Genomic DNA, 26,189 nt, shown 5'->3' on the forward strand with positions numbered 1-26,189 from the left:
GATTAGAATGAGTAAGTTGAAAAAAATATATTGTGCTGTATCATTTGCTTTCGCGGCATTAATGATTTGCGCGGCTTTGTTGCTTTCCCATCCGGGTATCGTGCGTGCGGCTTCCACAGAAACCGCATCCGGCCGGGATGCGGAGGACATCGGCTCCTTAAATGTGACGAGTACACCGGGAGAGGGTGAAAAGTCAACAAGCGATAATAATAACGGATTACATATTATTTATAACAATGATGAGGGAAGCGTATCAGCGGATATCAAGATATTTCTGGTGATCACCATAATAGCTTTGGCACCGTCGATTTTGATTATGCTGACTTCCTATACCCGTATCATTATCGTGCTGCATTTTCTGCGTTCTGCGATCGGTACACAGACTTCACCGCCAAACCAGGTATTGATTGGTCTGGCACTGTTTTTGACAATATTTATCATGCAGCCGGTCTTTACACAGGTGAATGAGAATGCGATAAAACCGTTAGATGCAGGTGAGATCACACAGGAAGAAGCTTTCGAAGCCGGGATGGAACCGATTCGGGAGTTTATGTTTGGACAGACACAGAGGAAGGATATCAATATGTTCTGTGAAATTGCGCAGATCTCTTATGATCCGGGCGCGGATCTGGATCAGATCAAGGCAGATATTCCGAATTCTGTTTTAATACCGAGTTTCATTATCAGTGAACTCAGAACAGCATTTATCATCGGGTTTTTGATCTATATTCCGTTCATTGTGATCGATATGGTCGTGGCGTCCGTACTTATGTCAATGGGTATGATGATGCTCCCGCCCACAACGATCTCGCTGCCGTTTAAGATATTGCTTTTTATACTGGCAGACGGATGGGATCTTGTGATTAAGAATCTGGTGCAGACATTTTATTAACGAGGGAGTGAGGCGGCTTTGATTACACAGGGGCAGGTTCTCGATATTGCTAGAGATGCGCTTTATACGATTATTACCGTGTCAGCGCCTCTTCTTTTAATATCACTGATTGTTGGATTAGTTGTCAGTATTTTTCAGACGGTGACATCCATACAGGAACAGACACTTACATTTATACCGAAGATCATCGCGGTGTTTGTTGGAATGATCTTATGTGGTTCCTGGATGTTGAATCAGTTGTCAGATTTCATGGTAAAGCTGTGGAATGACTTTGGAATATACATAAGCTAGGATAACAGGAAATGATAAATATAAATTTTTCGCTGGAGAGCATAGAATATTTTATCCTGATTCTGATCAGGATCGCCAGTTTTATGGTGTCAGCGCCGTTTTTTAATATGTCGAATACACCGCGGAGAGTTAAGATCGGCTTTGCGGCATGTGTTTCGGTAATCGTCTATGAGATTTTGCCGAAAACGGTTTTGACGTATGATGGGATGCTGGGGTATTCTGTGATCGTAGTAAAAGAAGTTACAACAGGGCTTTTTCTTGGGCTTGCGGCGAATATCTGTACATACATCATGCAGGTCGCCGGAAATATGATCGATATGCACATCGGTCTTTCTATGGCAACCGAATATGATCCGGTGACAATGACGCAGTCCGCGGTGTCCGGTAACTTATATAATTATCTGGTGCTGCTGTTGCTGGTAGTAACCAATATGCAGCATTATATTCTGCGGGCGATCGTGGATTCCTATCAGGTTCTGCCGATCAACGGGCAGAATTTTAACTGGAATCATATGATGACAACGATGGTCACTTTGATGAGTGATATCTTTATTCTGGCATTCCGTATGGTTTTACCGGTGTTTGCCTGTATTATGATATTGAATGTGATTCTTGGAATCATGGCGAAGGTGGCGCCACAGATGAATATGTTTGCAATCGGTATCCAGTTAAAGATCCTGCTGGGATTTTTGATCATGTTTCTGACGATTGGATTACTGCCATACATTTCAGATTTTGTGTTCAGTGAGATGAAAAAGATCATGACAATGATGTTAGAGGGAATGCATTAGAAGTGGAAAAGGAAAAAAGGCTTCTGCTGACTTATGATCTGCAGCGGTTCGCGAAAGACGGGCCGGGCGGAGAGAAAACAGAACCGGCGACAGCGAAAAAATTAACAGATGCAAGAAAAGAAGGTAAGGTTGCAAAGAGCCGGGAGATCAGTTCTGCGGTCGACTTGATCGTATTATTTCTGATATTGAAACTATTCATGTCATTTGTTTACGATAATTTCTTTGGAACATTTTCCGTGTTTTACAACAAGATACCGGATGTTATAAATGACAGTATTGGCGGGATCACTCTGCGTACAGTGTCGGCACTGTTGCATGAAATGCTCCTTTTTATGCTAAAGATCATGGCACCTTTTTTACTGATAGGATTGATTGTGAGCCTGGCTTTTGGTATAGTACAGGTTGGGTGGAAAGTTACGGCAAAGCCGTTACAGCCAAATCTTTCCAAATTTAATCCGATCAGCGGATTTAAGCGTATATTTTCCAAGGATGCGTTATTTGAGCTGGTAAAATCGATCGTAAAGATCGCACTGATCGCGATCGTGGCTTATCAGTGCATCAAGGGAAATGAAAATAACCTGTTTGTTTTATATGATATACCGTTGCTGCAGGCAATCATACTGTGCGGTAATATTATCCTGAATACGGGGTTAAAGATCAGTCTCGTATATCTGATCGTCGGTCTGGCAGACTGGATCTATCAGAAGGTCAAATTCAAAAATGACATGAAGATGACCAAGCAGGAAGTAAAGGATGAATATAAGAATACAGAAGGAGATCCGCAGATCAAGGGACGCCAGAGACAGAGGATGCGTGAAGCTTCCCAGCGCCGTATGATGCAGGATGTTCCGAAGGCGGATGTCGTTATCACGAACCCGACCCATCTTGCTGTTGCGTTAAAATATGACGCGGAGCAGGCAAAGGCACCGGTCGTCCTTGCAAAAGGGGAAGACTATCTGGCACAGAAGATCAAGGAGAAGGCCAGAGAGTGCCATATTGAAATCGTTGAAAATAAACCATTGGCAAGAATGCTTTATGCGAATGTGGATATCGGAGCGGAAATTCCGCCGGAATTGTATCAGGCAGTTGCCGAGGTGCTTGCGATGGTATATAATCTAAAGAATAGATAAAAACATAAAAGATAAAGGAGGAGTTGGCATGAAAAAATCAGATGTGGGGGTTGCAATCTATTTGCTGGCGGCCATCATATTTTTCATTATTCCAATTCCGAATTACTTATTGGATGTTATGCTGGCGATCAATATTTCGATTGCGCTTGTTATATTGTTTAATTCACTGTTCGTAAAAGAAGTACTTGAAATGTCGTTTTTCCCGACATTACTTTTGTTTACGACAATTTTTCGTATTTCTCTGAACGTGTCTTCGACAAGACTGATCCTTTCTACCGGTGATCCGGGTAACGTCGTTGAGACATTCGGACAGTTCGTAGGTGGCGGTGATCTGATCATCGGTGCCATTGTGTTCGTTGTGTTGATTTTGATACAGTTCATTGTCATCAATAAAGGTTCTGAACGAGTGGCAGAGGTTTCCGCGCGTTTTACCCTGGATGCAATGCCTGGTAAACAGATGGCGATCGATGCGGATCTGAATACAGGTGCCATTACAGAAAAAGAAGCAAGAGAGCGGAGAAATAAGATCTAGGAAGAAGCCGGTTTCTTTGGTTCTATGGATGGTGCGACAAAGTACGTAAAGGGAGATGCTATTTCAGGACTTATCATTACCGTGATCAATCTTTTGGGCGGAACTGTTATGGGAGTTACCAGACAGGGCCTTACCGCGGTAGATGCATTACAGCAGTACGGCATACTCACCATTGGTGACGGACTCTGCAGCCAGATTCCGTCTCTTTTGATTTCTCTGGCGACCGGTATTCTGGTCACGAAGGCATCAAAGGATGCGGACTTTGGAACCGTGCTGGTGCGTCAGCTTTTTGGTATTCCGAAAGTATTGTATCTGGTTGGAAGCGCGCTTATTTTTCTTGGTGTTGTAACACCTTTAAAATGGTATCTGTTTGTCGGACTTGGTCTGGTGTTTATCATCAGCGGAAAGCAGATGCAGAAGAGCATACGCATGGAAGAGATCGAGGATGAAGTGAACGAGGATGAGGTAGACGCGGAGGAGATCCGAAAGCCGGAGAATGTGGTTTCCCTGCTGCAGGTGGATCCGATCGAGTTGGAATTCGGATATGGAATCATTCCGCTTGCGGATGTAAATCAGGGTGGAGACCTTTTGGATCGTGTTGTAATGATCCGGCGGCAGATCGCGCTGGAGCTTGGTACCGTTGTGCCGATCATCCGTCTGCGTGATAACATTCAGTTGAATCCAAATCAGTATATTATCAAGATCAAGGGTATTCAGGTCACAGAGGGTGAGATTCTGTTTGACCACTATATGGCGATGAACCCGGGATATGTCGAAGAAGAGATCACAGGTATCCCTACGTTTGAACCGTCGTTCCATCTGCCGGCGATCTGGATCACCGAAGGACAGCGGGAAAAGGCGGAAAGTCTCGGTTATACGGTTGTAGATCCGCCGTCCATTATCGCAACCCATCTGACAGAAGTGATCCGTTCCCATATTGCGGAATTTCTGACCAGACAGGACGTACAGAATCTTGTGGACAATTTAAAAGAAAACAATCCTGCCCTTGTGGACGAGCTGGTTCCGAAGCTGCTTGGGCTTGGTGAGATACAGAAAGTACTCCAGAACCTACTTGCGGAGGGAATTTCCATCCGTGATCTTTTGACCATTTTTGAAACGCTTGCGGACCATGCGGCGACGACAAGGGATACGGATGTACTGACCGAATATGTAAGACAGAGCTTAAAGCGTGCGATCTCAAGTAAGTACTTCCCTGCGAATGAAACGACCAGCGTGATCACACTGGATCCGAAGGTGGAACAGGATATCATGGGATCGGTCAAACAGACAGAGCAGGGCGCGTATCTTACACTGGATCCGGAACGGACAAAGGCGATCATGGCTTCCGTGGAAACAGAAGTGGCAAAACTGGAGAGCCTTGGTAAAAATCCGATCGTTGTGACGTCTCCGATCGTTCGTATGTATTTTAAGAAATTGACAGAGGATTATTTTAAGGATCTGATCGTTGTGTCTTACAATGAGGTGGAATCCAATGTAGAATTACAGTCAGTAGGGATGGTGACAGGATAAAATGACCATAAATAAGTATCAGGGAAGAACGCAGGAAGAAGCGATCCGCATCGCGAAAGAACAGCTTGGTGAGAATGCGGTTATCATGAATGTCAGACCGATCAAGTCGAAAGGACTGTTTCATTTTTTAAAGGATAGTGCATATGAAGTGACGGCTGCGGTAGAGGAACAGCAGCCGGTAGCAAAAAGCTCCGGCCTTGCGATTCAGGATAATATCAATTTTTCTGCGGATGAGGAGATCAAAATTCCGATCCAGCCGCAGGAGACTGTGGCAAGACGGGAGACGAACCGACAGGCGGAAGTCTTAAAGCGCGAGAGCCAGAACCGTCTGGAAGAGCGCATTGAAAATATTCAGGATCTGCTTGAAAAGAAGCTTGCTCCGGCAGAGACGGAAACGGCAAAGAGCCAGTCAAAGCGTGAGGAGAAAACTGCGAAGATGACAAAAGAACAGGAAGAAGGCATGAAGTTCTTAAAAATGATCTATGGCATTATGCTTGAAAATGAGATCAATGAGAAATATGCCAATGTGATTTTAGAGGATATCGAAAAAGTAGTGCGCGGCGGGTCAAGTGTTGACTACATCCTTTCCAGTATATATCAGAAAATGATCTTGAAATTCGGACAGCCGAGGCCGATCGAATTCGGAGAGAAAAAGCCGAAGGTTGTTTTCTTTATCGGACCTACCGGGGTCGGTAAGACAACAACGATCGCGAAAGTCGCTTCCAAATTCAAACTGGATGCCGGAAAAAAGGTGGCACTGTTGTCAGCGGATACTTACCGGATCGCGGCGGCGGAGCAGTTAAAGACCTATGCGAATATCTTGGATACGCCATTTTCCATCGTCTATGCGCCGGAGGAACTGAATCAGGCGATCGCACAGCTGGCAGACTATGATCTGATATTGGTCGATACCGCAGGATTTTCGCATAAGAACATGGAACAGAAGGATGACATTAAAAAGCTGGTAAACAGTCTGGATAAAAAATATGAAAAAGAAGTATTTTTAGTCGTGAGCGCTACGGCAAAATATAAGGATCTTGTCAATATCGCGGATGTCTATCACGATATTGCGGATTACAAACTCATATTTACGAAGCTTGATGAAACATCAGCGTATGGAAATTTACTGAATATCAGATTGTATTCAGGCGCAGATCTTTCATATACAACGAATGGACAGAATGTGCCGGATGATATTGAATTATTCCACACCCAGAAAATTGTAAAGCAGCTGTTGGGAGGAAAATAGTGCATGCAGGATCAGGCACAGCAGTTACGGAACGTGATCAAGCAAAGGAATATAAAAACGACAGTTACGCCTAAGGTAAAAGCGAAAGCGAGGGTGCTGACGATCACCAGCGGAAAGGGTGGTGTCGGCAAATCCAACCTGGCGGTTAATCTGGCAATTCAATTGCGCAAATCGGGGAAAAGGGTTATAATTTTTGATGCAGATATCGGGCTTGCCAATGTAGAAGTAATGTTTGGTACAATCCCAAAATATAATCTCGGAGATCTGGTCTATCGGGGGAAAAAGCTTTCAGAAATTGTGATGGAAGGCCCGATGGGAGTCGGTTTCGTTTCTGGTGGTTCCGGAATTGCCGGACTAAATCACCTGACAGCGGCACAGATAGACCGTCTGGTGGATGAACTTGGAACTTTAGACGAGCTGGCAGACGTGATCATTATTGATACCGGTGCCGGAATTTCAGACAGTGTGCTGAAGTTTGTAGTGAGTAGTCCGGAAGTACTGCTTGTCACTACACCGGATCCGAGTTCGATTACCGATTCTTATTCGCTGCTTAAAATTTTATATCAGCAGCCGGAATTTGAACCACAGGAGACAAAGATCCGATTTGTCGCGAATAAAGTGGCTTCGGTCGAAGACGGGGAAGCACTTTATGAAAAAATGCGGCTTGTGGTTTCCAAATTTCTTGGAGGAGATTTACAGTATCTTGGGATGGTTCCGCTTGACCTTGCATTGGAGCGGGCAGTACAAAAACAGCAGGTGGTGTCTTTGGAAGCGCCTTCATCGAATGCGGCGCGGGCGTTTGAAACACTTGCGGATAATCTGCTTTACGGGGAACAGAAAAAAGCAGTGGTAAAAAAAGGAATATCCCAGTTTTTTTCTAACTTTCTAAACAGGTAAAATACAAATGAGGTAAGCATATGCATACAGCGATTATTGAAGTTGGAAATAAAATCGATATCAGAATTGTAAATCAGATCGAAAACGCGAAAACAACCGGCGAACCGCCACATATTTATAAAAGCCAGCTCTTGGATTTTTTTGAAAACGGGGATATCGAGATATCGATGCCCAGCGAGAACGGACAGATCCGTCTTTTGCCGCTTGGTCTTCGGTATGAACTCGTGTTTTATACAAAAAGCGGGCTGTACCGCGGATATGGAGAAGTGAAGGAACGCTATAAAACGGATAACCGTTTTATGCTGCGGGTCGCGCTTCACACGCCGCTCAACAAATACCAGCGCAGGGAGTATTACCGGTTAAACTGTGCCATGGAAGCGGCTTTTTATATTATCAATAAAGAGATTGCGATGCTTGAACATACAGATGAGATCGAGACTGCGCTTCGTGAGAGCGAAGAAGCTGCAGGCGAAAAGATGTCTGCGTATGTACGGGATATCAGCGGCGGCGGGATGCGTTTTGTGACCGACGTGGAACTGCCGGAAGATTCTTATATTTTGGTCTATATCAGACTTGGAGAAAAAGCGCAGGATGCGGTCTACCCGATCGTCGGACGTGTGATAAGCAGCGGGAAAGTGGAAGACGTAACGCCTGCAAAATACGAACAGAGAGTCGAATTCATTTTAAAAGACAGCAGGGTAAGAGAAGATATTATTCGATTCATCTTTAAGGAAGAACGAAAAGCCCGAAGAAATAGAAAAGGATGATTCAGCATGAAGAAAAATATTCTTGTCGTTGATGACTCTGCACTCATGAGAAGGGTTATCTGTGATATAATTAATTCAGACAGTAGATTCCAGGCAACCGATATCTGCAGAGATGGACTGGAGGCATACGAACGACTGAAAACGACACAATATGATGGCGTGGTTCTGGATGTGAATATGCCGCGTATGAATGGTCTGGAACTGTTAGAAAAGTTGCAGCAGGAAAAAATCAAAGCGACTGTGATCATGGTAAGCACAGAGACTACAAAAGATGCAGAAATCACATTACTTGCCATGGAGCGGGGCGCGATTGATTTTGTCACAAAACCGACCAACATCATAGAAGCAAAGGGTGAAGACTTTAAAAAGCGCCTTACGGCTGTGCTTACGGCGGTGATCAGCACCCGTGCATATGCGAACAGGAGCATATCATCGGGAAGCACTGATAAGACAGTAACGCAGGTAAGACAGCTGATCAAGCCAAAGACATCCCTGGGAAGAGGGAACAAGCTGGTTGCGCTTGCGTGCTCTACCGGAGGTCCGAAGGCCTTACAAAGCGTAATCCCTTATCTTCCGAAAAATATGGATGCACCGATGGTTTTGGTGCAGCATATGCCGAGAGGATTCACAAAATCCATGGCGGACCGCTTAAATGAGATCAGTCCGATCGAAGTGAAAGAGGCGGAAGACGGAGATATCTTAAAAAAAGGATGCGTGTATATCGCGCCGGGCGGAAAGCATATGGAGATCACAAAGTGCAGCGATGGACGGCACAAAGTATCTTTGAATGATGAACCGGCGATCGGAGGATTGAAACCGTGCGCGGATATTATGTATCGGTCTTTACGCGAAAGCGGATATGATGAGATCACCTGCGTTGTGCTGACAGGAATGGGTGCGGATGGTACAAAAGGCATTCTTTCACTGCGGGAGAAAAAACCGCTTTATGTTATTGCACAGAATGCCGAGACCTGTGTGGTCTATGGCATGCCAAAGGCGATTGTGGAGACCGGAGTGGTGAATGAAGTCGCTCCGTTGACACAGGTGGCACAGGAAATTATTAAGAATGTGGGGGTACAGTAAAATGGATGTAAGCCAATATCTTGAAATTTTTATTGATGAAACAAGTGAACACATCCAGAGTCTGAGTGACAATATCATGACTTTGGAAAAGGAACCGGACAATAAGGACGTGATCAACGAGATCTTCCGTGCGGCACACTCTTTAAAGGGTATGGCGGGAACCATGGGATTTAAGCGCATGCAGCATCTGACCCATGACATGGAAGATGTATTCCAGGAAGTCCGCAGTGACAGAGTAAAAGTCACCAGTGATATGATAGACCTTCTGTTCCGCTGCCTGGATGCGATCGAAGCGTATCTTGACTGCATCAAGGAATCTTCCGATGAAGGAACAGAGGACAACGAATCCCTGATCCAGGGACTGAACACTTTCCTTGCAAAAGCGGAGGGCAAAGAAGTAGCGGCTGAGGCAGCACCTGCTCCGGCAGAAAGCCCGAAGGCTGAGGAAGCAAAAGCAGAAGACGGCGATAAGAAAAAATATCTGCACGTTGATTTCACGGAGAATGAAAAAAATGAGATCAAATCCGCAGAGGAAGCCGGAAACAAAGTATATGGACTTACCGTATTTATCCAGAAAGAATGTCTGTTAAAAGCGGCAAGAGCATTTCTGGTATTTAAGGCAGTGGAAGAACTTGGACAGATTGTGGTTTACCGCCCGAGTTCACAGGATATCGAAGATGAGAAGTTTGAAAATGACTTCACCTTCTATCTGACAACAGACGCAGACCTTGAAACCGTACTTACCACGATCCGCAATGTATCCGAGATTGATGAAGCAGTCGGCGAGGAAGTAAAATCTGAAGCTCTGTTTGCAGCAAGTGCAAAGGCTGAGGAAGAGGCTGCAAAACAGGATGCGGCAAAAGCAGCTCCGGCGGCACCGGCACCTCAGAAAACAGAGGCGCCTGCAAAGAAAGAGACCACAAAAGCAGCAGCAAAGAATAAATCGGGCGGAAAACCGGTTACAAGCCGTACCGTGCGTGTTGATATTGAAAAACTGGATGCGCTGATGAACCAGGTCAGCGAGCTTATTATCGCAAAGAACAGTCTGGTATCCATCAGCTCTTCCGACGGAGGAAACTTCCAGAACCAGAGTTTCCATGAACAGATCGAATATCTGGAACGTATCACGACAAGCCTGCATGAGTCAGTCATGAAGGTACGAATGGTTCCTATCGAGAGCGTAGTGAACAAATTCCCGCGTATGATCCGTGACCTGTCCAGAAAGCTGAACAAAAAGATGGAACTGGTCATGAGCGGTGAGGATACCGAGCTCGACCGTACCGTTGTCGATCAGATCGGTGATCCGTTGCAGCATTTGCTCCGAAATTCCGCAGATCATGGTCTGGAAAGCGCAGAACTGCGTAAGGAGAGAGGAAAGCCGGAAACCGGTACGATCCGCTTAAACGCATTCCAGGAAGGCAACAACGTTATCATCGAAGTTGGCGATGATGGTAACGGAATCGATACAGAGCGTGTTAAGAGCAAAGCGATCGAACGCGGTCTTGTTACCGAAGAACAGGCAGAGAAACTTACCCAGAAGGAGATCATTGACTTCCTGTTTATGCCGAGTTTCTCCATGGCAAAAACAATTACGGATATTTCCGGACGTGGTGTAGGTCTTGATGTTGTAAAATCCAATATCGAAGCACTCGGCGGTGATGTAGAAGTAAAGACGAAGCTTGGTGAGGGAACAACCTTTACGGTACGCCTGCCACTGACGCTTGCGATCATTCAGGCATTGATGGTTGAGATCCGTGATGAAAAATACGCGATCGCACTTGGCTCGATCCAGAATATCGAGGATATTCCGGTTAAGGATATCAAATATGTAGAGGCAAAAGAAGTGATCCACCTTCGTGGTCTGGTCATTCCGATCATTCGTCTGGACAAGCTTTTGGACAGCGCACCAAGAGAAGAGGAACCGGAGAGCCTTACGGTTGTAATCGTAAAGAAGGGCGAAAAATATGCAGGACTTGTCGTTGATAATCTGATAGGCCAGCAGGAGATCGTCATCAAGTCACTCGGTAAATATATTAACAACAACAAGCTCATCAGCGGCGCGACCATTCTTGGAGACGGTGAAGTCGCACTGATCTTGGATGTTAATACATTAATGTAGGCAGGGGGTGTCTTTAAATGGCAGAGGCTATTGAAACAACAGAAAGCGTGAAAAAACAATATATTGTAGTCAAAATCGGAAGCGAACAGTATGGTATTGATATCAGCTATGTAGACAATATCGTCCGTATGCAGAAGATCACAAGAGTGCCGAAGGCACAGACTTATTTCAAAGGAATCATCAACCTTCGTGGTGAGATCGTTCCGGTTATGAGCGTGCGCAAACGTATGGGACTGGATGATGATGTTTTTACGAATGCATCCCGTATCATTATTTTAAAAATTGAACAGCAGGGCGCACTGGGAATCATTGTTGATGAAGTAAAAGAAGTAGTTACACTTGGCGCGGATCAGATCGACAAGGTAGCTTACAATAAGAAGGTGGATAAAGATACATTCATCAACGGAATTGGAAAGAATGGAGAGGAACTGATTTCCCTGTTCAATATCAATTCTATTATCGGAGAGGAAATTGAATAGGCAGTATTATAGTGTGTGAATATAGCAAGGTCTGAATGGGCCTTGCTATATCCTGTATATACATGCGATGATTTCCGAAAGACAGGAGGAAGTATGTCAGAACTTAGTTTAGCAGAGGTAAATAACGTCTATTTTGACGTGCTCAAGGAAATTGGAAACATTGGTGCAGGAAATGCGACTACGGCAATTTCCACGATGTTGAATCTCAGGATCGATATGAGCGTTCCGAAGGTAGAACTCTTGACTTTTCAGGAGTTGGGATCTGCGATCTGCCCGGAAGATGAAACGATCATCGGAATTTATCTGGAAGTGCAGGGCGATATCGATGGAAGCATGATGTTTTTGCTGAAACCGGATTCGGCACATTTTCTGGTAAATAAATTGCTGGGAAGAGAAGGAGAGCAAAAGCAGGAGTTTGATGAGATGGAGCTCTCTGCGATCAAGGAAATTGGTAATATTATCGCAGGTTCCTATTTGAATGCGCTTTCGTCCATGACCGGACTGACGATAGCACCAACGATCCCGTATCTTGCGATTGATATGGCGGCGGCTATTTTGAGCGTTCCTGCAATTCAGTTTGGAAAATATGGTGATAATGCACTGATGATAGAAACAGAGTTTGGTGATGATGTTATGATTAACGGATACTTTATTTTGTTACCGGAATTGGAATCTTATGATAAAATATTATCATCTCTCGGAATTTCTATATAAGGAGAGAGTTGGATGAGTGAAGTGATTAAGGTTGGAATGGCTGATTTAAATCTATGCAGGGATCCTGACATTATCACAACGTTGGGGCTGGGATCCTGTATAGGAATTGCGCTGTATGATCCGTCGACCAAGATCGGCGGACTGGCACATATCATGTTGCCGGACAGCACAAAGATGAGAAATAATTCAAATATTGCGAAGTTTGCGGATACCGGAATCGAGGAACTTTTAAACCGGATGATCAAGGCAGGAGCAGTAAAAAGCAGACTGGTAGCCAAGATTGCGGGCGGAGCTAAGATGTTTGAAGTGAGTGGACTTTCAGATATCGGAAATGTAGGACAGCGGAATGCGGAAGCTTCCCGCGCGAAACTAAAGCAGCTTGGAATACGGCTGATTGCGGAAGATACCGGACTGAATTACGGTCGAACCGTAGAACTTCATTGCGATAATGGAGACTATTACATTAAATCCGTTGGAAAGCCGCTCAAAATCATATAGAGTGGAGGGGTGTGGATGAAGACAAAACAGGTGCCGGCGATCGTTATGCTGACGGCAGGTTTTGTTACCTGTGTGATTTCCATTATGCAGCATATGGAATTTGGCAGATTTTTAAAGATTTTACTTCTGGTATTGATCTGCTTTTATATCCTCGGCTGCGTGGTAAAAGTGATTTTGGATAAGAATTTTGCACCGATGCAGGAAGAGGAAGAAGAACAAGAGCAAACAGAGGAAGGCGAAGAGACAGCAGATGGCACGGAAGCCGCTGAAGACATGGAAAATATAAAGTCTGATGGGGATGAATAGCAAATTATGAAGGCAGTTGACAAGCAAAAATTGTGGGAAACATATCGAAAGTCTCCTACTCCGGAAATGCGCGAACAGATTATCCTGGAATATGCGCCGCTTGTGAAGGTGGTCGCGGGACGGCTCAGCATGTACCTGGGATATAATGTGGAATATGAGGATCTGGTGAGTTACGGTATTTTCGGGTTGATCGATGCCATTGACAAATTTGACATGCAAAAGGATGTGAAATTTGAAACTTATGCCAGCCTGCGTATTCGTGGGGCTATTCTGGACCAGATCCGAAAGATGGACTGGATACCGCGAACCGTGCGACAGAAGCAAAAAAAGATCGACGAAGCGATCCGCAATATTGAAATGCGGACGGGAAAAAACGCCACAGACGAACAGGTCGCGGGAGAACTGGGACTGGAGCAGGAAGAGCTGACGGAGTGGCAGTCGAGACTGAAAATTACAAACGTAATATCGTTAAATGAATTTTTGGAGCAGGGACAGGAGCCTGTGATGGATGCAAGGGGGAATTCGCATTTCTCACAGCCGGAGGATGTTGTCAGTGAAAGTGAACTGAAACAGGTTCTGGAAGAGGCTCTGGAGGTCTTAACAGAGAAAGAGAAAAAGGTCATTTTGTTATATTACTATGAGGATCTGACCTTAAAAGAAATCAGTAAGGTACTGGAAGTGTCGGAGTCCAGAGTTTCCCAGCTTCATACCAAAGCACTGCTTAAAATGAGAGCGAAAATGGGAAAATATATGGATATTCTTGTAAACGAATAAGTGGGGAAAATACTATGGGAAAAAATGCGTATTTTGAACTGGTTACCTGTCAGGACGGAGTTTATGTGGAGATCATACCGCCACAGGAAGACGGAAAACTTCTTGCGGTTACCGAGATAACGGCTTATCTGGACAGCCACGGGCTGGATAAGTATGATTTAAAAAAGATCAAAGAAGCAGCAGAACAGACCGAGGAGAAAAGGAAGATCCGGGTAGGAGAGCCTGGCAGTATCGGCAAGCTGGATGAAACAATGGAGCTGTTTGTGTTTCAGGATAAAATGCATGCGACAGCGCGCTTTTATCCGCCGGCAAACGGAGGAAAAACGCTTACGCTCGAAGATATCGCAGCAAGGCTTGGAAAAGAAAAGATAAAGGCAGGGATCAGTCAAAAGCAGATTCTTTCTTTTCTCGGGGAACGCAGGTACGCGACGGATTATGTGATCGCGCAGGGAAAAGAACCTGTCGAGGGACATGATGCGAAAATACAGTATTTTTTCAATACCAATACCAATCTACGGCCGAAACGAAATGAAGACGGAACTGTAAATTACAAGGATCTCAATACCATCGGTCATGTGGAGAAGGGACAGAAGATCGCGGAGCTGATACCGGAAGATCCGGGAAAGCCGGGGATCAATGTCTATGGTGAGGAGATAAGACCGCATGCCGTAAAAGGGAACAAGCTGTCTTATGGAAACAATATCACGATCTCGGAGGACAAAAGAGAACTTTACTCGGATGTGACCGGACATGCCAGCCTGGTGGGTGGCAAGGTGTTTGTGTCGGATGTATATGAGGTGCCGGCAGATGTTGACAATTCCACGGGAAATATTGAGTACAGCGGAAGTGTGACAGTTCGTGGTAATGTAAAAGGCGGGTTCCGCATTTCGGCAAAAGGTGATATCGTGGTAGAAGGCATCGTGGAGGATGCGGAACTTTATGCGGGCGGACAGATCATCGTAAAGCGCGGGATCCACGGCATGGGAAAAGGTGTGCTGCAGGCAGGTGGAAATGTCCTCTGTAAATTTATAGAAAACGCGAAAGTTATTTCCGGTGGCTATGTGGATTCGGAAGCGATCCTGCACAGTCAGGTAGATGCTTACAGTGATGTGATCGTAGACGGTAAGAAAGGCTTTATTACCGGAGGGATTATCCGTGCCGGCAATCTTGTTTCGGCAAAGACGATCGGATCTGCGATGGAGACGATCACACAGATCGAGGTCGGGGCGGATCCGCTTGAAAAGGAACGGTATGTGGAACTGCAAAAACAGATCCGCACATACAATGAGCAGATCGACCGGATCAAACCGATCGTGACAACATACAGTGAAAAGTTAAAGCACGGCGAGCATCTGTCACAGGAACAGCTTACTTATGTCAGAAAACTTGCGGAACAGTTAAAGCAGTTAAAGGGAGCAGCAGAACCTTTAAAAGCAGAAGCGGCAAAAATAAACGGGATCCTGGCGCTTGGAAGTTCTGCCCGTGTCAAAGTTGCCAATACGATCTATTCCGGTGTAACGATCGTGATATCGGATACGAGAATGACATTAAAAAATGAACGTACTTACAGTCAGTTTATCCGTCAGGACGGAGAAATAAAGATTATTCCATTATAGAGGTGAGGATATGTCAATTCGACCAGTTGATTTAAATGGAATGGTACAGAGGTCTCAGGACGTCGGTACCTTAAAACAGCAGGAAGACGCAAAACCAATGGTGGATCAGCAGAACATACAGACACATTTTGGTAAACAGGGAGAGCAGAAATTAAAGCAGGTAGTACATGCGGATGATGCCAATGAACAGGAATATCGCTATGATGCGAAGGAAAAGGGCAATTCTCAGTATGAACAGCAGAAAAATAAGAAGCGCGACAGAAAAAAAGAAGACGGAAAGATAAAAGCAAAGGGAATGTCCGGTGGGTTTGACATTCGCATATAAAGGAGTATTACGGCAATGACAGGATTAGAAATTACCCTTTTACTGGTTGGGATAGTATTTATGGTCGGAAGCTTTCTGATTACAGAAAGACTTTCCGGCTCGGAACTGAACAAGGTTTCGGAACTCAGTGAGGATGAGATCCGGAGGATCTTGGAACGTGAGCTTACGAGCGCACAGCAGAAAATCGATACGCAGATCGAACAGTCGATCGTAAACTCGATCGAACAGTCTTCCGACCGCGTGGATCGCGCGCTGGATAAAGAGACGAACGAAAAGATCATGGCGATCAGCGAGTTCTCCGATACCGTGATGGAAAATATGAATAAAACGCATAATGAGATTATGTTTTTATATAGCATGTTAAACGACAAGCATGCGACGATGACCGAGCACATGGAAGAACTGCAGAAGCTGCTTTCGGAAATTGATCAGAAGAAAGAAACGCAGGATACGGATCTTGCGGCTGCGCTTGCAAAATTTGAGGAGCATATCAAAGAGCGCGAAGAGGAACTTTCGCAGGAAATGGAAGCAAAGACAGCAGACTTCATCGAGGCGATCAACGCGTTTCTGGCGGAAAAAGCGGCCGAGCAGGAAGCAGAACAGCAGCTGCCGGAAGTGGAAGAAATAAGCGAAGAGCAGACAGAAGAAGTACCGGAAGAAGAAGCAGAACCGGAAGTGGAAGAAAAAGAAGAAACGGTGCAGCAGGAGAGCAATCACAATGCAGCGATCTTAGAGCTTCACAGACAGGGAGCGTCTGAGATAAAGATCGCGAAAGAATTAGGACTTGGCGTCGGTGAAGTGAAGCTGGTACTGGGACTGTTCAGAGAGGAAGAAGCATAGTGAAGTTAAAGTATTATTTACGGGGACTTGGAATTGGAATTATTGTCACCACACTGGTATTGATGGTCGCGTTTTCCGGAAAAAAAGAAAAACTTTCGGATCAGGAGATCATGCAGCGGGCAGAACAGCTTGGCATGGTTATGGCAGATGAGGGACAGACGGAAACCGGAACAGAAGAAAATACCGGGACAGAAGCGCAGCCTGAGACAGAGCAGGATGTACAGAATACAGAAGCAGGCACCGAAGAAAATGCCGATGAAAACACAGAAAACGCATCGGAACCGGAAACAGAGCCGCAGACCGAAGCCGCTGCAGAGCCGGCAGCGCCGGAAGATACCACAGGAAATGTTGTGGGAGAAGTAAAGCAGGAGACTTCCGGTGAAGTGGCATTTACCGTCAAATCCGGGGAATCTTCAGATACCGTGGCGTTTAACCTGTATAAAGCGGGACTTGTGGATGATGCGACCGCGTTCAACCGTTATATGATAAGTAAAGGATATGACAGCAGACTGCGGACGGGAGATTTCAAGATCCGTTCCGGAGCTTCCTATGATGAGATCTTAAAGGTTCTCGCACCATAAATTCATAATGGAAAAACAAAAAGCCCTTGCGTGTCAGGGGCTTTTGTGATATACTACAAAAGTTGCAGAGCGCTTATCCGAGAAACGCCCGGATAAGTTGCAAAAAAAGACACATATGTCGATGGCAGGATGGGTGCCGAAAGGTTATCCTGCAAAAGGAAGCATATGGATGAAAAACCAGTTGGAGGTAGAAACATGAGCGTTATTTCAATGAAACAGTTATTAGAAGCAGGTGTTCATTTCGGACATCAGACCAGAAGATGGAACCCGAAAATGGCTCCGTACATCTACACAGAAAGAAACGGAATCTACATCATCGATTTACAGAAATCCGTTGGAAAAGTAGATGAAGCTTACAAAGCAGTATCTGATATTGCAGCAGACGGCGGCACAATCCTTTTCGTTGGAACAAAGAAACAGGCACAGGATGCGATCAAGACAGAAGCAGAACGTTGCAATATGTTCTATGTAAACGAGAGATGGCTTGGTGGTATGCTTACAAACTTCAAGACAATCCAGAGCCGTATCGCAAGATTAAAAGCGATCGAAAAGATGGAAGAAGACGGAACATTCGATGTTCTTCCGAAGAAAGAAGTTATCCAGTTAAAGAAAGAACTTGAAAAATTACAGAAGAACCTTGGCGGTATCAAAGAAATGAAGAAGATCCCGGATGCGATCTTCATCGTAGATCCGAAGAAGGAAAGAATCTGTGTACAGGAAGCACACGCACTTGGTATTCCACTTATCGGTATTGCAGATACCAACTGTGATCCGGAAGAATTAGATTATGTCATTCCTGGTAACGATGATGCGATCAGAGCTGTAAAATTGATCGTTTCCAAAATGGCTGATGCTGTTATCGAAGCAAATCAGGGTCTTGAAAATGTAGATCTTGAAGCTGCAGAAGGTGAAGCAGAGGAAGAAGCATAAATTCAATTTATTATTTGGAGGAATCGAAAATGGCTATTACAGCAGCAATGGTAAAAGATCTGCGTGAAATGACCGGCGCAGGAATGATGGATTGTAAAAAGGCACTCAATGAGACAAACGGAAATATGGACGAGGCTGTTGAATTCTTAAGAAAGAATGGACAGGCAAAAGCAGAGAAGAAAGCTTCCAGAGTTGCTGCAGAAGGTGTTGTAAATGTTGCCGTAGACGGTGACACAAAGGCAGCTATCGTAGAAGTAAACTCTGAGACAGATTTCGTTGCAAAGAACGAGAAGTTCCAGAACTACGTTGCAGAAGTTGCAAAGCAGGTGTTAACCACAGAAGCAACAGATGTAGATGCATTTATGGAAGAAAAATGGCAGGGTGACGCTGCTAAGACCGTAAAGGATGCACTGGTTGAGCAGGTTGCAGTGATCGGTGAGAACTTAAAGATCAGAAGATTTGAAAAAGTCAGTGCTGATAACGGATGTGTTGTTCCGTATATCCATGGCGGCGGACGTATCGGCGTATTAGTTGTAGCAGAAACTGCAGTAGTAAACGATACCGTAAAAGAAGCATTAAAGAACCTTGCAATGCAGATCGCGGCTTTAAATCCGAAATATGTTTCTGACAGCGAAGTAAGCGCAGATTACATCGCACATGAAAAAGAAATCTTAATGGCACAGATCAACAATGATCCGAAGGAATCCCAGAAACCGGAAAAGGTAAAAGAGGGAATGATCCAGGGCCGTATCAAGAAAGAATTAAAAGAGATCTGTCTGGTAGACCAGGTATATGTAAAAGCAGAAGACGGAAAACAGACCGTAGAAAAATATCTGGAGCAGGTTTCAAAAGAAGTTGGAGCTACTGTTACAATCAAGAAATTTGTTCGTTTTGAGACCGGTGAAGGAATCGAAAAGAAACAGGAAGATTTCGCAGCAGAGGTTGCAGCACAGTTATAATTGTAAGACCAGATCCGATGAATGGGATCTCATAAGTTACCGCATCAGCAGTAAAAATGCTGATGCGGTATTTTTTTAGCTCTTTGGGTGGAAAAGTAAGATCAGATATGGTATTTTAAATAGGAAAGGGAGAAGTAATACTATGGAAAAAAATGCAAAGCTTGCGTCAATCTATGTAAAAATATACAATAAGCGGACGCTTACCATCGATGATCTGACGTTTCTGGCAAAGTATGATCCGGAGTGTTTTGCCAAGACGTGTGAGAACCTGATCTATAAGATCCCGGAGACACGCGAACTTATGACTCAGGAGCTTGCGACCCAGGAACCGGAGGAGATACAGATGGCGGAGGAGGCGGATGCACAGGCTGCGCAAAGGACAGAAGATGACAGACAAAAGATCGAAGAGGAACACATCAGACAGCTGCTCTTAAACCTGCGCGATATGAAAGAAATGCCGGTGAATCAGGTGGATCCTGACCGGGTGAAAAATCTTCTTGGAAGCCTTTATATGGAAAAGCTGTTTCCGCATAATGATAAGAACAGATATTTTGAAATGCCGGAAGAACCCGGAAAATCCATATTTAATAAAAAGGTTTGAAAAATTGGTTGAAATGAATATACAATTAATGATACAATAAAAAAAGATGTTATGACCTGGAGGTCACTTATGGAAGGAAAGAACCAAAGCAGCTTGAAGGAACAACAGGAGAGAAGAAAGCGCATCAACCGCATCAAAAGAGGACTGATTTCCTTTATCGGGATCTGGATGCTTTTGTGCATGTTCCTGTGTGTGGTGCTGCTGTTTAAAGTAAACAGTCTGGAAAAACAGATTTCACAGCTTGTCTCGGACGCGACCGTGAGCAAAAGCGCGGCGGAGACAATGAGTGAAAATACGTCAGATAAATCCGGTGTGTTTTCCTATGATTCTACGGAGTCGATAGGAGGCGAAAAGGCTACCGAGCAGGTGATCGCAAACGTTTCCAACGCGGTGGAATCGGATTCGGAAAACTTTGCGGAAGAGAACGACCAGTTGAAGGTATATCTTACGTTTGATGACGGACCAAGTGACAATACGGCGGCAATTTTGGACACGCTTGCAAAGTACAATGTGAAGGCAACGTTTTTTGTGGTCGGCAAGACGGACGATCAGTCAAAAGAGATGTATCAGCGCATAGTGAATGAAGGACACACGCTGGGAATGCATTCATATTCTCATAAATACAGTGTGGTATATGATTCGCTGGATGCGTTTGAGACAGATTTCAATCAGCTGCAGTCCTATCTTTATGATATAACCGGACAGGAGTGCAGACTGTACCGCTTTCCGGGAGGAAGCAGCAATCAGGTCAGCAATACGGATATGTCGGAATTTATCCGTTTCCTGAATGAAGAGGGTGTGACCTATTTCGACTGGAATGTATCTAGCGGAGACGCAACCTCACAGGCATATACGGCAGATGAACTGCTTAATAATGTCCTTACGGATGTGCCAAAATATAAAACATCCGTGGTGCTTATGCATGATTCCAACACCAAGTCTACGACAGTGGAAGCACTTGGCCCGATGATTGAGGCATTACAGGGAATGGGAGCACAGATTCTTCCGATTGATGAGAATACGACGCTGGTTCAGCATATCAAGGCAGATAGCGTTGAATAGGTGTTGCAATATAATATGGAGGTAAGAGAATGAGCTTTTTTAAGGAATTTAAAGATGACTTATCGCAGGCAGTAAATGAGCTGATGCCGGGGGAAGATGAGCTGGAAGACATCGAACCGGTTGATTCCACTGCGGACACAGGAACTGTGAGCAATGACGTGGATGTGGAATCCGAACTCTTGAAATTAGATGGGCTTCTGGAAAAAGTAAGCAAGGAAGCAGAAGAAGTTCCGATGCCGGAAGATGATCTGGATGTAGCGCCGGTGCCGGAAGACGAACCGGTAAAAGAACCGGAAGCTGAGGCAGAGGATGTGGAACCGTTACCGGATATCGCATTTCCGGAAGAGGAAACAGAGACACTGCCGGAACCGGAAGAAATAAAAGAGATCATGGAAGAAGAGCCACAGGAAGCAGTGAAAGATGTGGCAGAAGAGACTGCAGAAGAACCGGAGATCGTGCCGGAAGCAGCAGAGCCAGAAGAAGTTTTACCGGAGATGCCAGTAGAACCGGAACAAGATATCGAAGAAAAAGAGGATGCCAAGGAGGATGCTATTATGAGCAGCAAGCAGGAAGAAAATTTAACAAACGCAGAAGTCGAAACAGAAAACACCGTAAACGGAGTGAATGCGGCGGCAGTTACCGATGAGACAGCAGTGATCACAACCGGAATGAAGATCGAAGGTAATATCACATCTACCGGATCTTTGGATATCCAGGGTGAGATCAAAGGTGATGTGACCTGTAATGGAAAACTTTCCGTAACCGGTACCGTAACCGGAAACAGCAACTCTTCTGAGTTCTTTGCAGATTCCGCAAAAATCGAGGGTGAGATCACAAGTGTCGGAACGGTAAAGATCGGACTTGGTTCTGTTGTCATCGGAAATGTAAAAGCAACATCTGCAGTGATCGCAGGCGCGATCAAGGGTGATATTGATGTGCAGGGACCGGTTGTTGTAGATACTTCCGCAGTTGTTGTCGGAAACATCAAATCACGTTCTGTACAGATCAATAACGGAGCGGTTATTGAAGGTTTCTGTTCTCAGTGCTATGCGGATATCGATATGGAAAATCTCTTTGGAGAGAAGAAAGGCAAATAATCCATGAAAAGAGTATTTTTAAAACTGAGCGGCGAAGCGCTTGCCGGAGAAAAAAAGACGGGATTTGATGAAGCAACCGTTACGGAAGTCGCAAAACAGGTAAAGCAGATCGTGGACGGCGGTATGGAAGTCGGTATCGTGATCGGAGGAGGAAACTTCTGGAGAGGACGTACCAGCGAGACGATCGACCGTACCAAGGCAGATCAGATCGGAATGCTCGCTACGGTCATGAACTGCATCTATGTGTCCGAGATCTTCCGTTATGTGGGAATGAAAACACAGATCTTAACACCGTTTGAGTGTGGATCCATGACAAAACTGTTTTCCAAAGACCGTGCAAACAAATACTTTGAAAAAGGAATGGTCGTATTTTTCGCAGGTGGAACCGGACATCCGTATTTTTCCACAGATACCGGTATCGTGCTGCGCGCGATCGAAATGGACGCGGACGGCATCTATCTGGCAAAGGCAGTGGATGGCGTATATGACAGCGATCCGAAGTTAAACCCTGCGGCAAAGAAATTCGATGAAGTGTCGATCGAGGAAGTGATCGCGAAGAAACTGGCGGTTGTCGATCTCACAGCATCGATCATGTGTATGGAGAACAAGATGCCGATGTATGTTTTCGGATTAAACGAAGAAAACAGTATCGTGAACGCGATGAGCGGCAAATTCAGCGGGACAAAAGTCACCGTATAAATCATTAGTATTATTGGAGGAAATAAAATGGACGAGAGATTAGCACAATACAATGAAAAAATGCAGAAGTCTCTGGATAATCTGCTTGCAGAATTCGGAGGGATCCGCGCAGGACGTGCCAATCCGCATGTATTAGACAAGATCAAAGTAGATTATTACGGAACACCGACTGCTTTACAGCAGGTTGCGAATATCAATGTACCGGAACCGCGTATGATCCAGATCCAGCCATGGGAAGCATCCCTGGTAAAGGAGATTGAAAAAGCGATCATGACTTCCGATCTCGGCATCAACCCGACCAATGATGGAAAAGTGATCCGTCTGGTATTCCCGGAACTGACCGAGGAACGCAGAAAAGAGATCGCGAAAGACATCAAGAAAAAGGGTGAGAGCGCAAAAGTGGCAGTGCGTAATATCCGCCGTGATGCCAATGACGCATTCAAAAAGCTTTCCAAATCAGCGGATATTTCTGAAGATGAGATCAAAGAACTGGAAGATGGTGTGCAGAAGCTGACCGATAAATACATTGCGCAGATTGACAAGGCAGTGGATGAGAAAAACAAGGAAATCCTTACGGTATAAGCGGATTTTTGCAGTTCACAAAAATTTAAGATTAGTGCAGAACATAGGATTCTAGGGGCATGGCAGAGTTTTTTGCCATGCCTTTTCTTGTAAAACAGCTTTGTGAGTAGGAAAATTCTTTGAAATGTGTTAAAATAACAGACAGACCTGTTACAACAAGGAGGATACGAAGATGAAGATACCGCAGCATGTCGCCATCATTCTCGATGGAAATGGAAGATGGGCGAAGAGTAAAGGAATGCCGCGTAATTATGGACATACGATGGGAGCAAAAAATGTAGAAGTGATCTGTAAGGCAGCGCATGATATGGGAATATCCTATCTGACGCTGTACGCGTTTTCCACAGAGAACTGGAACCGGCCGGACAGCGAAGTGAGTGCGCTGATGAAGCTGCTAAACAGTTATCTGAAAAACTGTATTAAGACCGCAGCGAAAAACAATATGCGTGTGCGTGTGATCGGGGATATCACCGGTCTCGATCCGGCGATGCAAAAGCAGATCGCGGAGCTGGAAGAGGCATCAAAGCAGAACGACGGTCTGAATTTTCAGATCGCGCTCAATTACGGCAGCAGGGATGAGATGATCCGTGCCATGAAAAAGATGGTGGAGGATCATGACGCAGGCAGACTGCCTGTTTCGGAGATCAATGAAGAGAGTTTTACGCGTTATCTGGATACGCATGACATTCCGGATCCGGATCTGCTGATCCGCACCAGCGGGGAACAGCGGCTGTCCAATTATCTTTTGTGGCAGCTTGCATACAGTGAGTTTTATTTCACAAAAGTTCCGTGGCCGGATTTCTCGCCGGAGGAATTAAAAAAAGCGGTGGAAGAATACAGTAACCGCGACCGCAGATATGGCGGATTAAAGGAGGAAGAATAATGTTTAAGACAAGATTGATAAGCGGGATCGTGCTGGTAGCACTTGCGCTTGCGCTGATCATCACCGGAGGAAATATACTTCTGACATCGACAGCGGTTATCGCGCTGATCGGAATGTTTGAATTGTATCGAATTTTTCATATTGAACGAACGATTGCGGGAATTGCAGGATTTCTTGCGGCAGTGTTATTCTATTGCAATTTAAAATTCGCGCTCATTCCGGATACGATGATGTTTGTGATCGGATTTCTGGTCGTTCTGATGTTTATTTATGTGTTTTCTTACCCAAAATATCATACAGAGCAGATGCTTGCGGCATTTTTCGGTGTGTTTTATGTGGCAGTCATGCTGTCCTATATTTACCAGACCAGAATGCTTCTGCAGGGCGCGTATACCGTATGGCTGATCTTTCTGTGCTCCTGGGGCTGTGATACCTGTGCGTACTGCGTGGGTATGCTGATCGGAAAACACAAGATGACGCCGAAGCTTTCCCCGAAAAAATCCTGGGAAGGCGCGGCAGGCGGGATCATCGGTGCTGCATTGCTCGGACTGATCTACGGATTTGTTTTCCAGAACAAAATGGGAACCACACAGAAAGATATTTTCGCGATGGCGGCGATCTGTGCAGTCGGCGCGGTCATTTCCATGATCGGGGACCTTACCGCGTCTGCGATCAAACGAAACTATGAGATCAAAGATTATGGAAAACTGATCCCGGGTCATGGCGGAATACTGGACCGGTTTGACTCTGTTATTTTTACGGCACCTGTCATATTCTATCTGGCGGATTATTTCATAAAATAAAAAGAGGGTTTGAAAGATGAAGAAAATAGCGATCCTGGGATCTACCGGTTCGATTGGAACACAGACACTGGATGTAGTGCGGGAACAGGGGGATATCTCTGTCGCCGCGCTTGCCGCCGGGAGCAATATTGCTCTGTTAGAGCAGCAGATCCGGGAGTTTCATCCGCGTCTTGTGGCGGTATGGGACAAAAAGAAAGCAGAAGAATTAAAGATAAAGACAGCGGATCTCTCCGTTGAGATCTTAGACGGCATGGATGGACTGCTTGCCGTGGCACAGATACCGGAAGCGGAGATCCTGGTCACGGCGATCGTCGGAATGCTTGGAATCCGGCCAACGATCGCAGCGATCCGCGCGGGAAAGGATATTGCGCTTGCGAATAAAGAGACGCTTGTCACAGCAGGGCATCTGATCATGCCGATGGCGGAGGAAAATCACGTTTCGATCCTGCCGGTGGACAGCGAGCACAGCGCGATCTTTCAGTCATTAAACGGGGAACGGCACAATAAGATCCATAAGATCCTGCTCACGGCATCCGGCGGACCGTTCCGAGGAAAGACGCGTGAGGAATTAAAAGATGTAACAGTCGAGGATGCGCTCAAACATCCGAACTGGAGCATGGGAAGGAAGATTACGGTGGATTCTGCCACACTGGTAAACAAAGGACTCGAGGTCATGGAGGCAAAATGGCTCTTTGACGTGGAACTTTCACAGATCCAGGTTGTGGTACAGCCACAGAGTGTGATCCACTCCATGGTGGAATACGAAGACGGGGCGATCATAGCGGAGCTTGGTACGGCGGATATGCGTCTGCCGATCCAGTACGCGTTGTACTATCCGGACCGGAGACCGTTAAGCGGAGAACGGCTTGATTTTTATAAGCTTGGACAGATCACATTTGAACGCCCGGATACGGATACTTTCCGTGGGCTGGCACTTGCTTACCGTGCGATGGAGCAGGGAGGAAATGTGCCGACGGCTTTCAATGCGGCAAACGAGCGGGCGGTTGCGAAGTTCTTAAATCACGAGATCCGATTTCTGGAGATACCGGAAATCATTGGGGCGTGCATGGAACACTGTAACTATGTGAAGAATCCATCGGTAGAAGAGATTTTGGATACGGAACGTGCAGCCTATGAATATATAGAAGGCAGGTGGTAG

28 protein-coding genes and 1 pseudogene are annotated in these 26,189 nt (G+C 45.4%); all 29 read left to right on the forward strand.

Going from position 1 to position 26,189, the window contains the following annotated elements:
* Positions 1-7 precede the first annotated feature (7 nt).
* The 29 genes and pseudogenes from fliP (at position 8) to dxr (ending at position 26,189) form a co-directional block, all read left to right on the forward strand.
* Positions 8-892 carry a flagellar type III secretion system pore protein FliP gene (gene fliP / locus H8Z76_RS03360; RefSeq protein WP_147618134.1) on the forward strand — a complete coding sequence of 295 codons (885 nt, stop codon included), beginning with the start codon at positions 8-10 and terminating at the stop codon, positions 890-892.
* Positions 893-910: 18 nt separating this feature from the next.
* On the forward strand, positions 911-1,183 hold the full coding sequence (fliQ, locus tag H8Z76_RS03365; RefSeq protein WP_022514658.1) for a flagellar biosynthesis protein FliQ: 273 nt from the start codon (positions 911-913) through the stop codon (positions 1,181-1,183).
* Between the two features lie 11 nt (positions 1,184-1,194).
* Positions 1,195-1,974: a flagellar biosynthetic protein FliR gene (fliR, locus tag H8Z76_RS03370; protein WP_147618133.1), complete on the forward strand. Its 780-nt coding sequence runs from the start codon at positions 1,195-1,197 to the stop codon at positions 1,972-1,974.
* 2 nt (positions 1,975-1,976) lie between these two features.
* Positions 1,977-3,104 carry a flagellar biosynthesis protein FlhB gene (gene flhB, locus H8Z76_RS03375; RefSeq protein WP_147618132.1) on the forward strand — a complete coding sequence of 376 codons (1,128 nt, stop codon included), beginning with the start codon at positions 1,977-1,979 and terminating at the stop codon, positions 3,102-3,104.
* A 28-nt stretch (positions 3,105-3,132) separates the two neighbouring features.
* A pseudogene (gene flhA, locus H8Z76_RS03380) lies at positions 3,133-5,166 on the forward strand (flagellar biosynthesis protein FlhA).
* Position 5,167: 1 nt separating this feature from the next.
* Positions 5,168-6,415: a flagellar biosynthesis protein FlhF gene (gene flhF / locus H8Z76_RS03385; RefSeq protein WP_147618130.1), complete on the forward strand. Its 1,248-nt coding sequence runs from the start codon at positions 5,168-5,170 to the stop codon at positions 6,413-6,415.
* Between the two features lie 3 nt (positions 6,416-6,418).
* On the forward strand, positions 6,419-7,312 hold the full coding sequence (locus tag H8Z76_RS03390) for a MinD/ParA family protein (protein ID WP_022515593.1): 894 nt from the start codon (positions 6,419-6,421) through the stop codon (positions 7,310-7,312).
* Between the two features lie 20 nt (positions 7,313-7,332).
* On the forward strand, positions 7,333-8,079 hold the full coding sequence (locus H8Z76_RS03395) for a flagellar brake protein (protein WP_022515592.1): 747 nt from the start codon (positions 7,333-7,335) through the stop codon (positions 8,077-8,079).
* Between the two features lie 6 nt (positions 8,080-8,085).
* On the forward strand, positions 8,086-9,162 hold the full coding sequence (locus tag H8Z76_RS03400) for a protein-glutamate methylesterase/protein-glutamine glutaminase (protein WP_022515591.1): 1,077 nt from the start codon (positions 8,086-8,088) through the stop codon (positions 9,160-9,162).
* A gap of 1 nt (position 9,163) precedes the next feature.
* Entirely contained in the window at positions 9,164-11,281 is a 2,118-nt protein-coding gene (locus tag H8Z76_RS03405) for a chemotaxis protein CheA (protein WP_147618128.1), read from the forward strand.
* A gap of 17 nt (positions 11,282-11,298) precedes the next feature.
* A complete protein-coding gene (locus H8Z76_RS03410; protein WP_022515589.1) occupies positions 11,299-11,760 on the forward strand; it encodes a chemotaxis protein CheW in 462 nt (153 codons plus the stop codon).
* Between the two features lie 93 nt (positions 11,761-11,853).
* On the forward strand, positions 11,854-12,474 hold the full coding sequence (locus H8Z76_RS03415) for a chemotaxis protein CheC (protein ID WP_022515588.1): 621 nt from the start codon (positions 11,854-11,856) through the stop codon (positions 12,472-12,474).
* A gap of 12 nt (positions 12,475-12,486) precedes the next feature.
* Positions 12,487-12,972, forward strand: coding sequence for a chemotaxis protein CheD (locus H8Z76_RS03420; protein WP_022515587.1), 486 nt, complete (start codon positions 12,487-12,489; stop codon positions 12,970-12,972).
* 15 nt (positions 12,973-12,987) lie between these two features.
* Positions 12,988-13,278 carry a hypothetical protein gene (locus tag H8Z76_RS03425; RefSeq protein WP_022515586.1) on the forward strand — a complete coding sequence of 97 codons (291 nt, stop codon included), beginning with the start codon at positions 12,988-12,990 and terminating at the stop codon, positions 13,276-13,278.
* Between the two features lie 6 nt (positions 13,279-13,284).
* Positions 13,285-14,052, forward strand: coding sequence for a FliA/WhiG family RNA polymerase sigma factor (locus tag H8Z76_RS03430; RefSeq protein WP_022515585.1), 768 nt, complete (start codon positions 13,285-13,287; stop codon positions 14,050-14,052).
* A gap of 14 nt (positions 14,053-14,066) precedes the next feature.
* On the forward strand, positions 14,067-15,668 hold the full coding sequence (locus H8Z76_RS03435) for a DUF342 domain-containing protein (protein ID WP_186981679.1): 1,602 nt from the start codon (positions 14,067-14,069) through the stop codon (positions 15,666-15,668).
* 10 nt (positions 15,669-15,678) lie between these two features.
* Entirely contained in the window at positions 15,679-15,993 is a 315-nt protein-coding gene (locus H8Z76_RS03440) for a hypothetical protein (RefSeq protein ID WP_186981680.1), read from the forward strand.
* A gap of 15 nt (positions 15,994-16,008) precedes the next feature.
* The gene (locus H8Z76_RS03445; protein ID WP_186981681.1) at positions 16,009-16,833 is read left to right on the forward strand and encodes a DUF6115 domain-containing protein; all 825 of its coding nucleotides are present in this window, start codon (positions 16,009-16,011) and stop codon (positions 16,831-16,833) included.
* Positions 16,833-17,414, forward strand: a complete 582-nt coding sequence (locus tag H8Z76_RS03450) for an endolytic transglycosylase MltG (RefSeq protein ID WP_022515581.1) — start codon at positions 16,833-16,835, stop codon at positions 17,412-17,414. Before H8Z76_RS03445 ends, H8Z76_RS03450 begins: the two co-directional genes overlap by 1 nt.
* 195 nt (positions 17,415-17,609) lie before the next feature.
* Positions 17,610-18,344: a 30S ribosomal protein S2 gene (gene rpsB, locus H8Z76_RS03455; RefSeq protein ID WP_022515580.1), complete on the forward strand. Its 735-nt coding sequence runs from the start codon at positions 17,610-17,612 to the stop codon at positions 18,342-18,344.
* Positions 18,345-18,373: 29 nt separating this feature from the next.
* Positions 18,374-19,303, forward strand: a complete 930-nt coding sequence (gene tsf / locus H8Z76_RS03460; RefSeq protein WP_022515579.1) for a translation elongation factor Ts — start codon at positions 18,374-18,376, stop codon at positions 19,301-19,303.
* Between the two features lie 142 nt (positions 19,304-19,445).
* On the forward strand, positions 19,446-19,904 hold the full coding sequence (locus H8Z76_RS03465) for a hypothetical protein (protein ID WP_022515578.1): 459 nt from the start codon (positions 19,446-19,448) through the stop codon (positions 19,902-19,904).
* 69 nt (positions 19,905-19,973) lie between these two features.
* Positions 19,974-20,966, forward strand: a complete 993-nt coding sequence (locus H8Z76_RS03470) for a polysaccharide deacetylase family protein (RefSeq protein WP_022515577.1) — start codon at positions 19,974-19,976, stop codon at positions 20,964-20,966.
* A 29-nt stretch (positions 20,967-20,995) separates the two neighbouring features.
* Entirely contained in the window at positions 20,996-22,063 is a 1,068-nt protein-coding gene (locus H8Z76_RS03475) for a polymer-forming cytoskeletal protein (RefSeq protein ID WP_186981682.1), read from the forward strand.
* Positions 22,064-22,066: 3 nt separating this feature from the next.
* Positions 22,067-22,762, forward strand: coding sequence for a UMP kinase (gene pyrH, locus H8Z76_RS03480; protein ID WP_022515575.1), 696 nt, complete (start codon positions 22,067-22,069; stop codon positions 22,760-22,762).
* A gap of 27 nt (positions 22,763-22,789) precedes the next feature.
* On the forward strand, positions 22,790-23,344 hold the full coding sequence (frr, locus tag H8Z76_RS03485; protein WP_022515574.1) for a ribosome recycling factor: 555 nt from the start codon (positions 22,790-22,792) through the stop codon (positions 23,342-23,344).
* Between the two features lie 172 nt (positions 23,345-23,516).
* Positions 23,517-24,227 carry an isoprenyl transferase gene (locus tag H8Z76_RS03490; protein WP_186981683.1) on the forward strand — a complete coding sequence of 237 codons (711 nt, stop codon included), beginning with the start codon at positions 23,517-23,519 and terminating at the stop codon, positions 24,225-24,227.
* Positions 24,227-25,030 (forward strand): phosphatidate cytidylyltransferase, encoded by an 804-nt coding sequence (locus H8Z76_RS03495; RefSeq protein WP_186981684.1) that lies wholly within the window; start codon positions 24,227-24,229, stop codon positions 25,028-25,030. Before H8Z76_RS03490 ends, H8Z76_RS03495 begins: the two co-directional genes overlap by 1 nt.
* A gap of 16 nt (positions 25,031-25,046) precedes the next feature.
* A complete protein-coding gene (gene dxr, locus H8Z76_RS03500) occupies positions 25,047-26,189 on the forward strand; it encodes a 1-deoxy-D-xylulose-5-phosphate reductoisomerase (protein WP_022515571.1) in 1,143 nt (380 codons plus the stop codon).

Source organism: Roseburia yibonii, assembly GCF_014297335.1.
Taxonomy (GTDB): Bacteria; Bacillota; Clostridia; order Lachnospirales; family Lachnospiraceae; genus Roseburia_D; species Roseburia_D yibonii.

What these genes read in the sequence shown, in the direction of transcription:
- fliP (WP_147618134.1), top strand. Translation starts at nt 8, where the DNA reads ATGAGTAAGTTGAAAAAAATATATTGTGCTGTATCATTTGCTTTCGCG.
- fliR (WP_147618133.1), top strand. Translation starts at nt 1,195, where the DNA reads ATGATAAATATAAATTTTTCGCTGGAGAGCATAGAATATTTTATCCTG.
- flhF (WP_147618130.1), top strand. Translation starts at nt 5,168, where the DNA reads ATGACCATAAATAAGTATCAGGGAAGAACGCAGGAAGAAGCGATCCGC.
- H8Z76_RS03390 (WP_022515593.1), top strand. Translation starts at nt 6,419, where the DNA reads ATGCAGGATCAGGCACAGCAGTTACGGAACGTGATCAAGCAAAGGAAT.
- H8Z76_RS03395 (WP_022515592.1), top strand. Translation starts at nt 7,333, where the DNA reads ATGCATACAGCGATTATTGAAGTTGGAAATAAAATCGATATCAGAATT.
- H8Z76_RS03400 (WP_022515591.1), top strand. Translation starts at nt 8,086, where the DNA reads ATGAAGAAAAATATTCTTGTCGTTGATGACTCTGCACTCATGAGAAGG.
- H8Z76_RS03405 (WP_147618128.1), top strand. Translation starts at nt 9,164, where the DNA reads ATGGATGTAAGCCAATATCTTGAAATTTTTATTGATGAAACAAGTGAA.
- H8Z76_RS03410 (WP_022515589.1), top strand. Translation starts at nt 11,299, where the DNA reads ATGGCAGAGGCTATTGAAACAACAGAAAGCGTGAAAAAACAATATATT.
- H8Z76_RS03415 (WP_022515588.1), top strand. Translation starts at nt 11,854, where the DNA reads ATGTCAGAACTTAGTTTAGCAGAGGTAAATAACGTCTATTTTGACGTG.
- H8Z76_RS03420 (WP_022515587.1), top strand. Translation starts at nt 12,487, where the DNA reads ATGAGTGAAGTGATTAAGGTTGGAATGGCTGATTTAAATCTATGCAGG.
- H8Z76_RS03425 (WP_022515586.1), top strand. Translation starts at nt 12,988, where the DNA reads ATGAAGACAAAACAGGTGCCGGCGATCGTTATGCTGACGGCAGGTTTT.
- H8Z76_RS03430 (WP_022515585.1), top strand. Translation starts at nt 13,285, where the DNA reads ATGAAGGCAGTTGACAAGCAAAAATTGTGGGAAACATATCGAAAGTCT.
- H8Z76_RS03435 (WP_186981679.1), top strand. Translation starts at nt 14,067, where the DNA reads ATGGGAAAAAATGCGTATTTTGAACTGGTTACCTGTCAGGACGGAGTT.
- H8Z76_RS03440 (WP_186981680.1), top strand. Translation starts at nt 15,679, where the DNA reads ATGTCAATTCGACCAGTTGATTTAAATGGAATGGTACAGAGGTCTCAG.
- H8Z76_RS03445 (WP_186981681.1), top strand. Translation starts at nt 16,009, where the DNA reads ATGACAGGATTAGAAATTACCCTTTTACTGGTTGGGATAGTATTTATG.
- rpsB (WP_022515580.1), top strand. Translation starts at nt 17,610, where the DNA reads ATGAGCGTTATTTCAATGAAACAGTTATTAGAAGCAGGTGTTCATTTC.
- tsf (WP_022515579.1), top strand. Translation starts at nt 18,374, where the DNA reads ATGGCTATTACAGCAGCAATGGTAAAAGATCTGCGTGAAATGACCGGC.
- H8Z76_RS03465 (WP_022515578.1), top strand. Translation starts at nt 19,446, where the DNA reads ATGGAAAAAAATGCAAAGCTTGCGTCAATCTATGTAAAAATATACAAT.
- H8Z76_RS03470 (WP_022515577.1), top strand. Translation starts at nt 19,974, where the DNA reads ATGGAAGGAAAGAACCAAAGCAGCTTGAAGGAACAACAGGAGAGAAGA.
- H8Z76_RS03475 (WP_186981682.1), top strand. Translation starts at nt 20,996, where the DNA reads ATGAGCTTTTTTAAGGAATTTAAAGATGACTTATCGCAGGCAGTAAAT.
- pyrH (WP_022515575.1), top strand. Translation starts at nt 22,067, where the DNA reads ATGAAAAGAGTATTTTTAAAACTGAGCGGCGAAGCGCTTGCCGGAGAA.
- frr (WP_022515574.1), top strand. Translation starts at nt 22,790, where the DNA reads ATGGACGAGAGATTAGCACAATACAATGAAAAAATGCAGAAGTCTCTG.
- H8Z76_RS03490 (WP_186981683.1), top strand. Translation starts at nt 23,517, where the DNA reads ATGAAGATACCGCAGCATGTCGCCATCATTCTCGATGGAAATGGAAGA.
- H8Z76_RS03495 (WP_186981684.1), top strand. Translation starts at nt 24,227, where the DNA reads ATGTTTAAGACAAGATTGATAAGCGGGATCGTGCTGGTAGCACTTGCG.
- dxr (WP_022515571.1), top strand. Translation starts at nt 25,047, where the DNA reads ATGAAGAAAATAGCGATCCTGGGATCTACCGGTTCGATTGGAACACAG.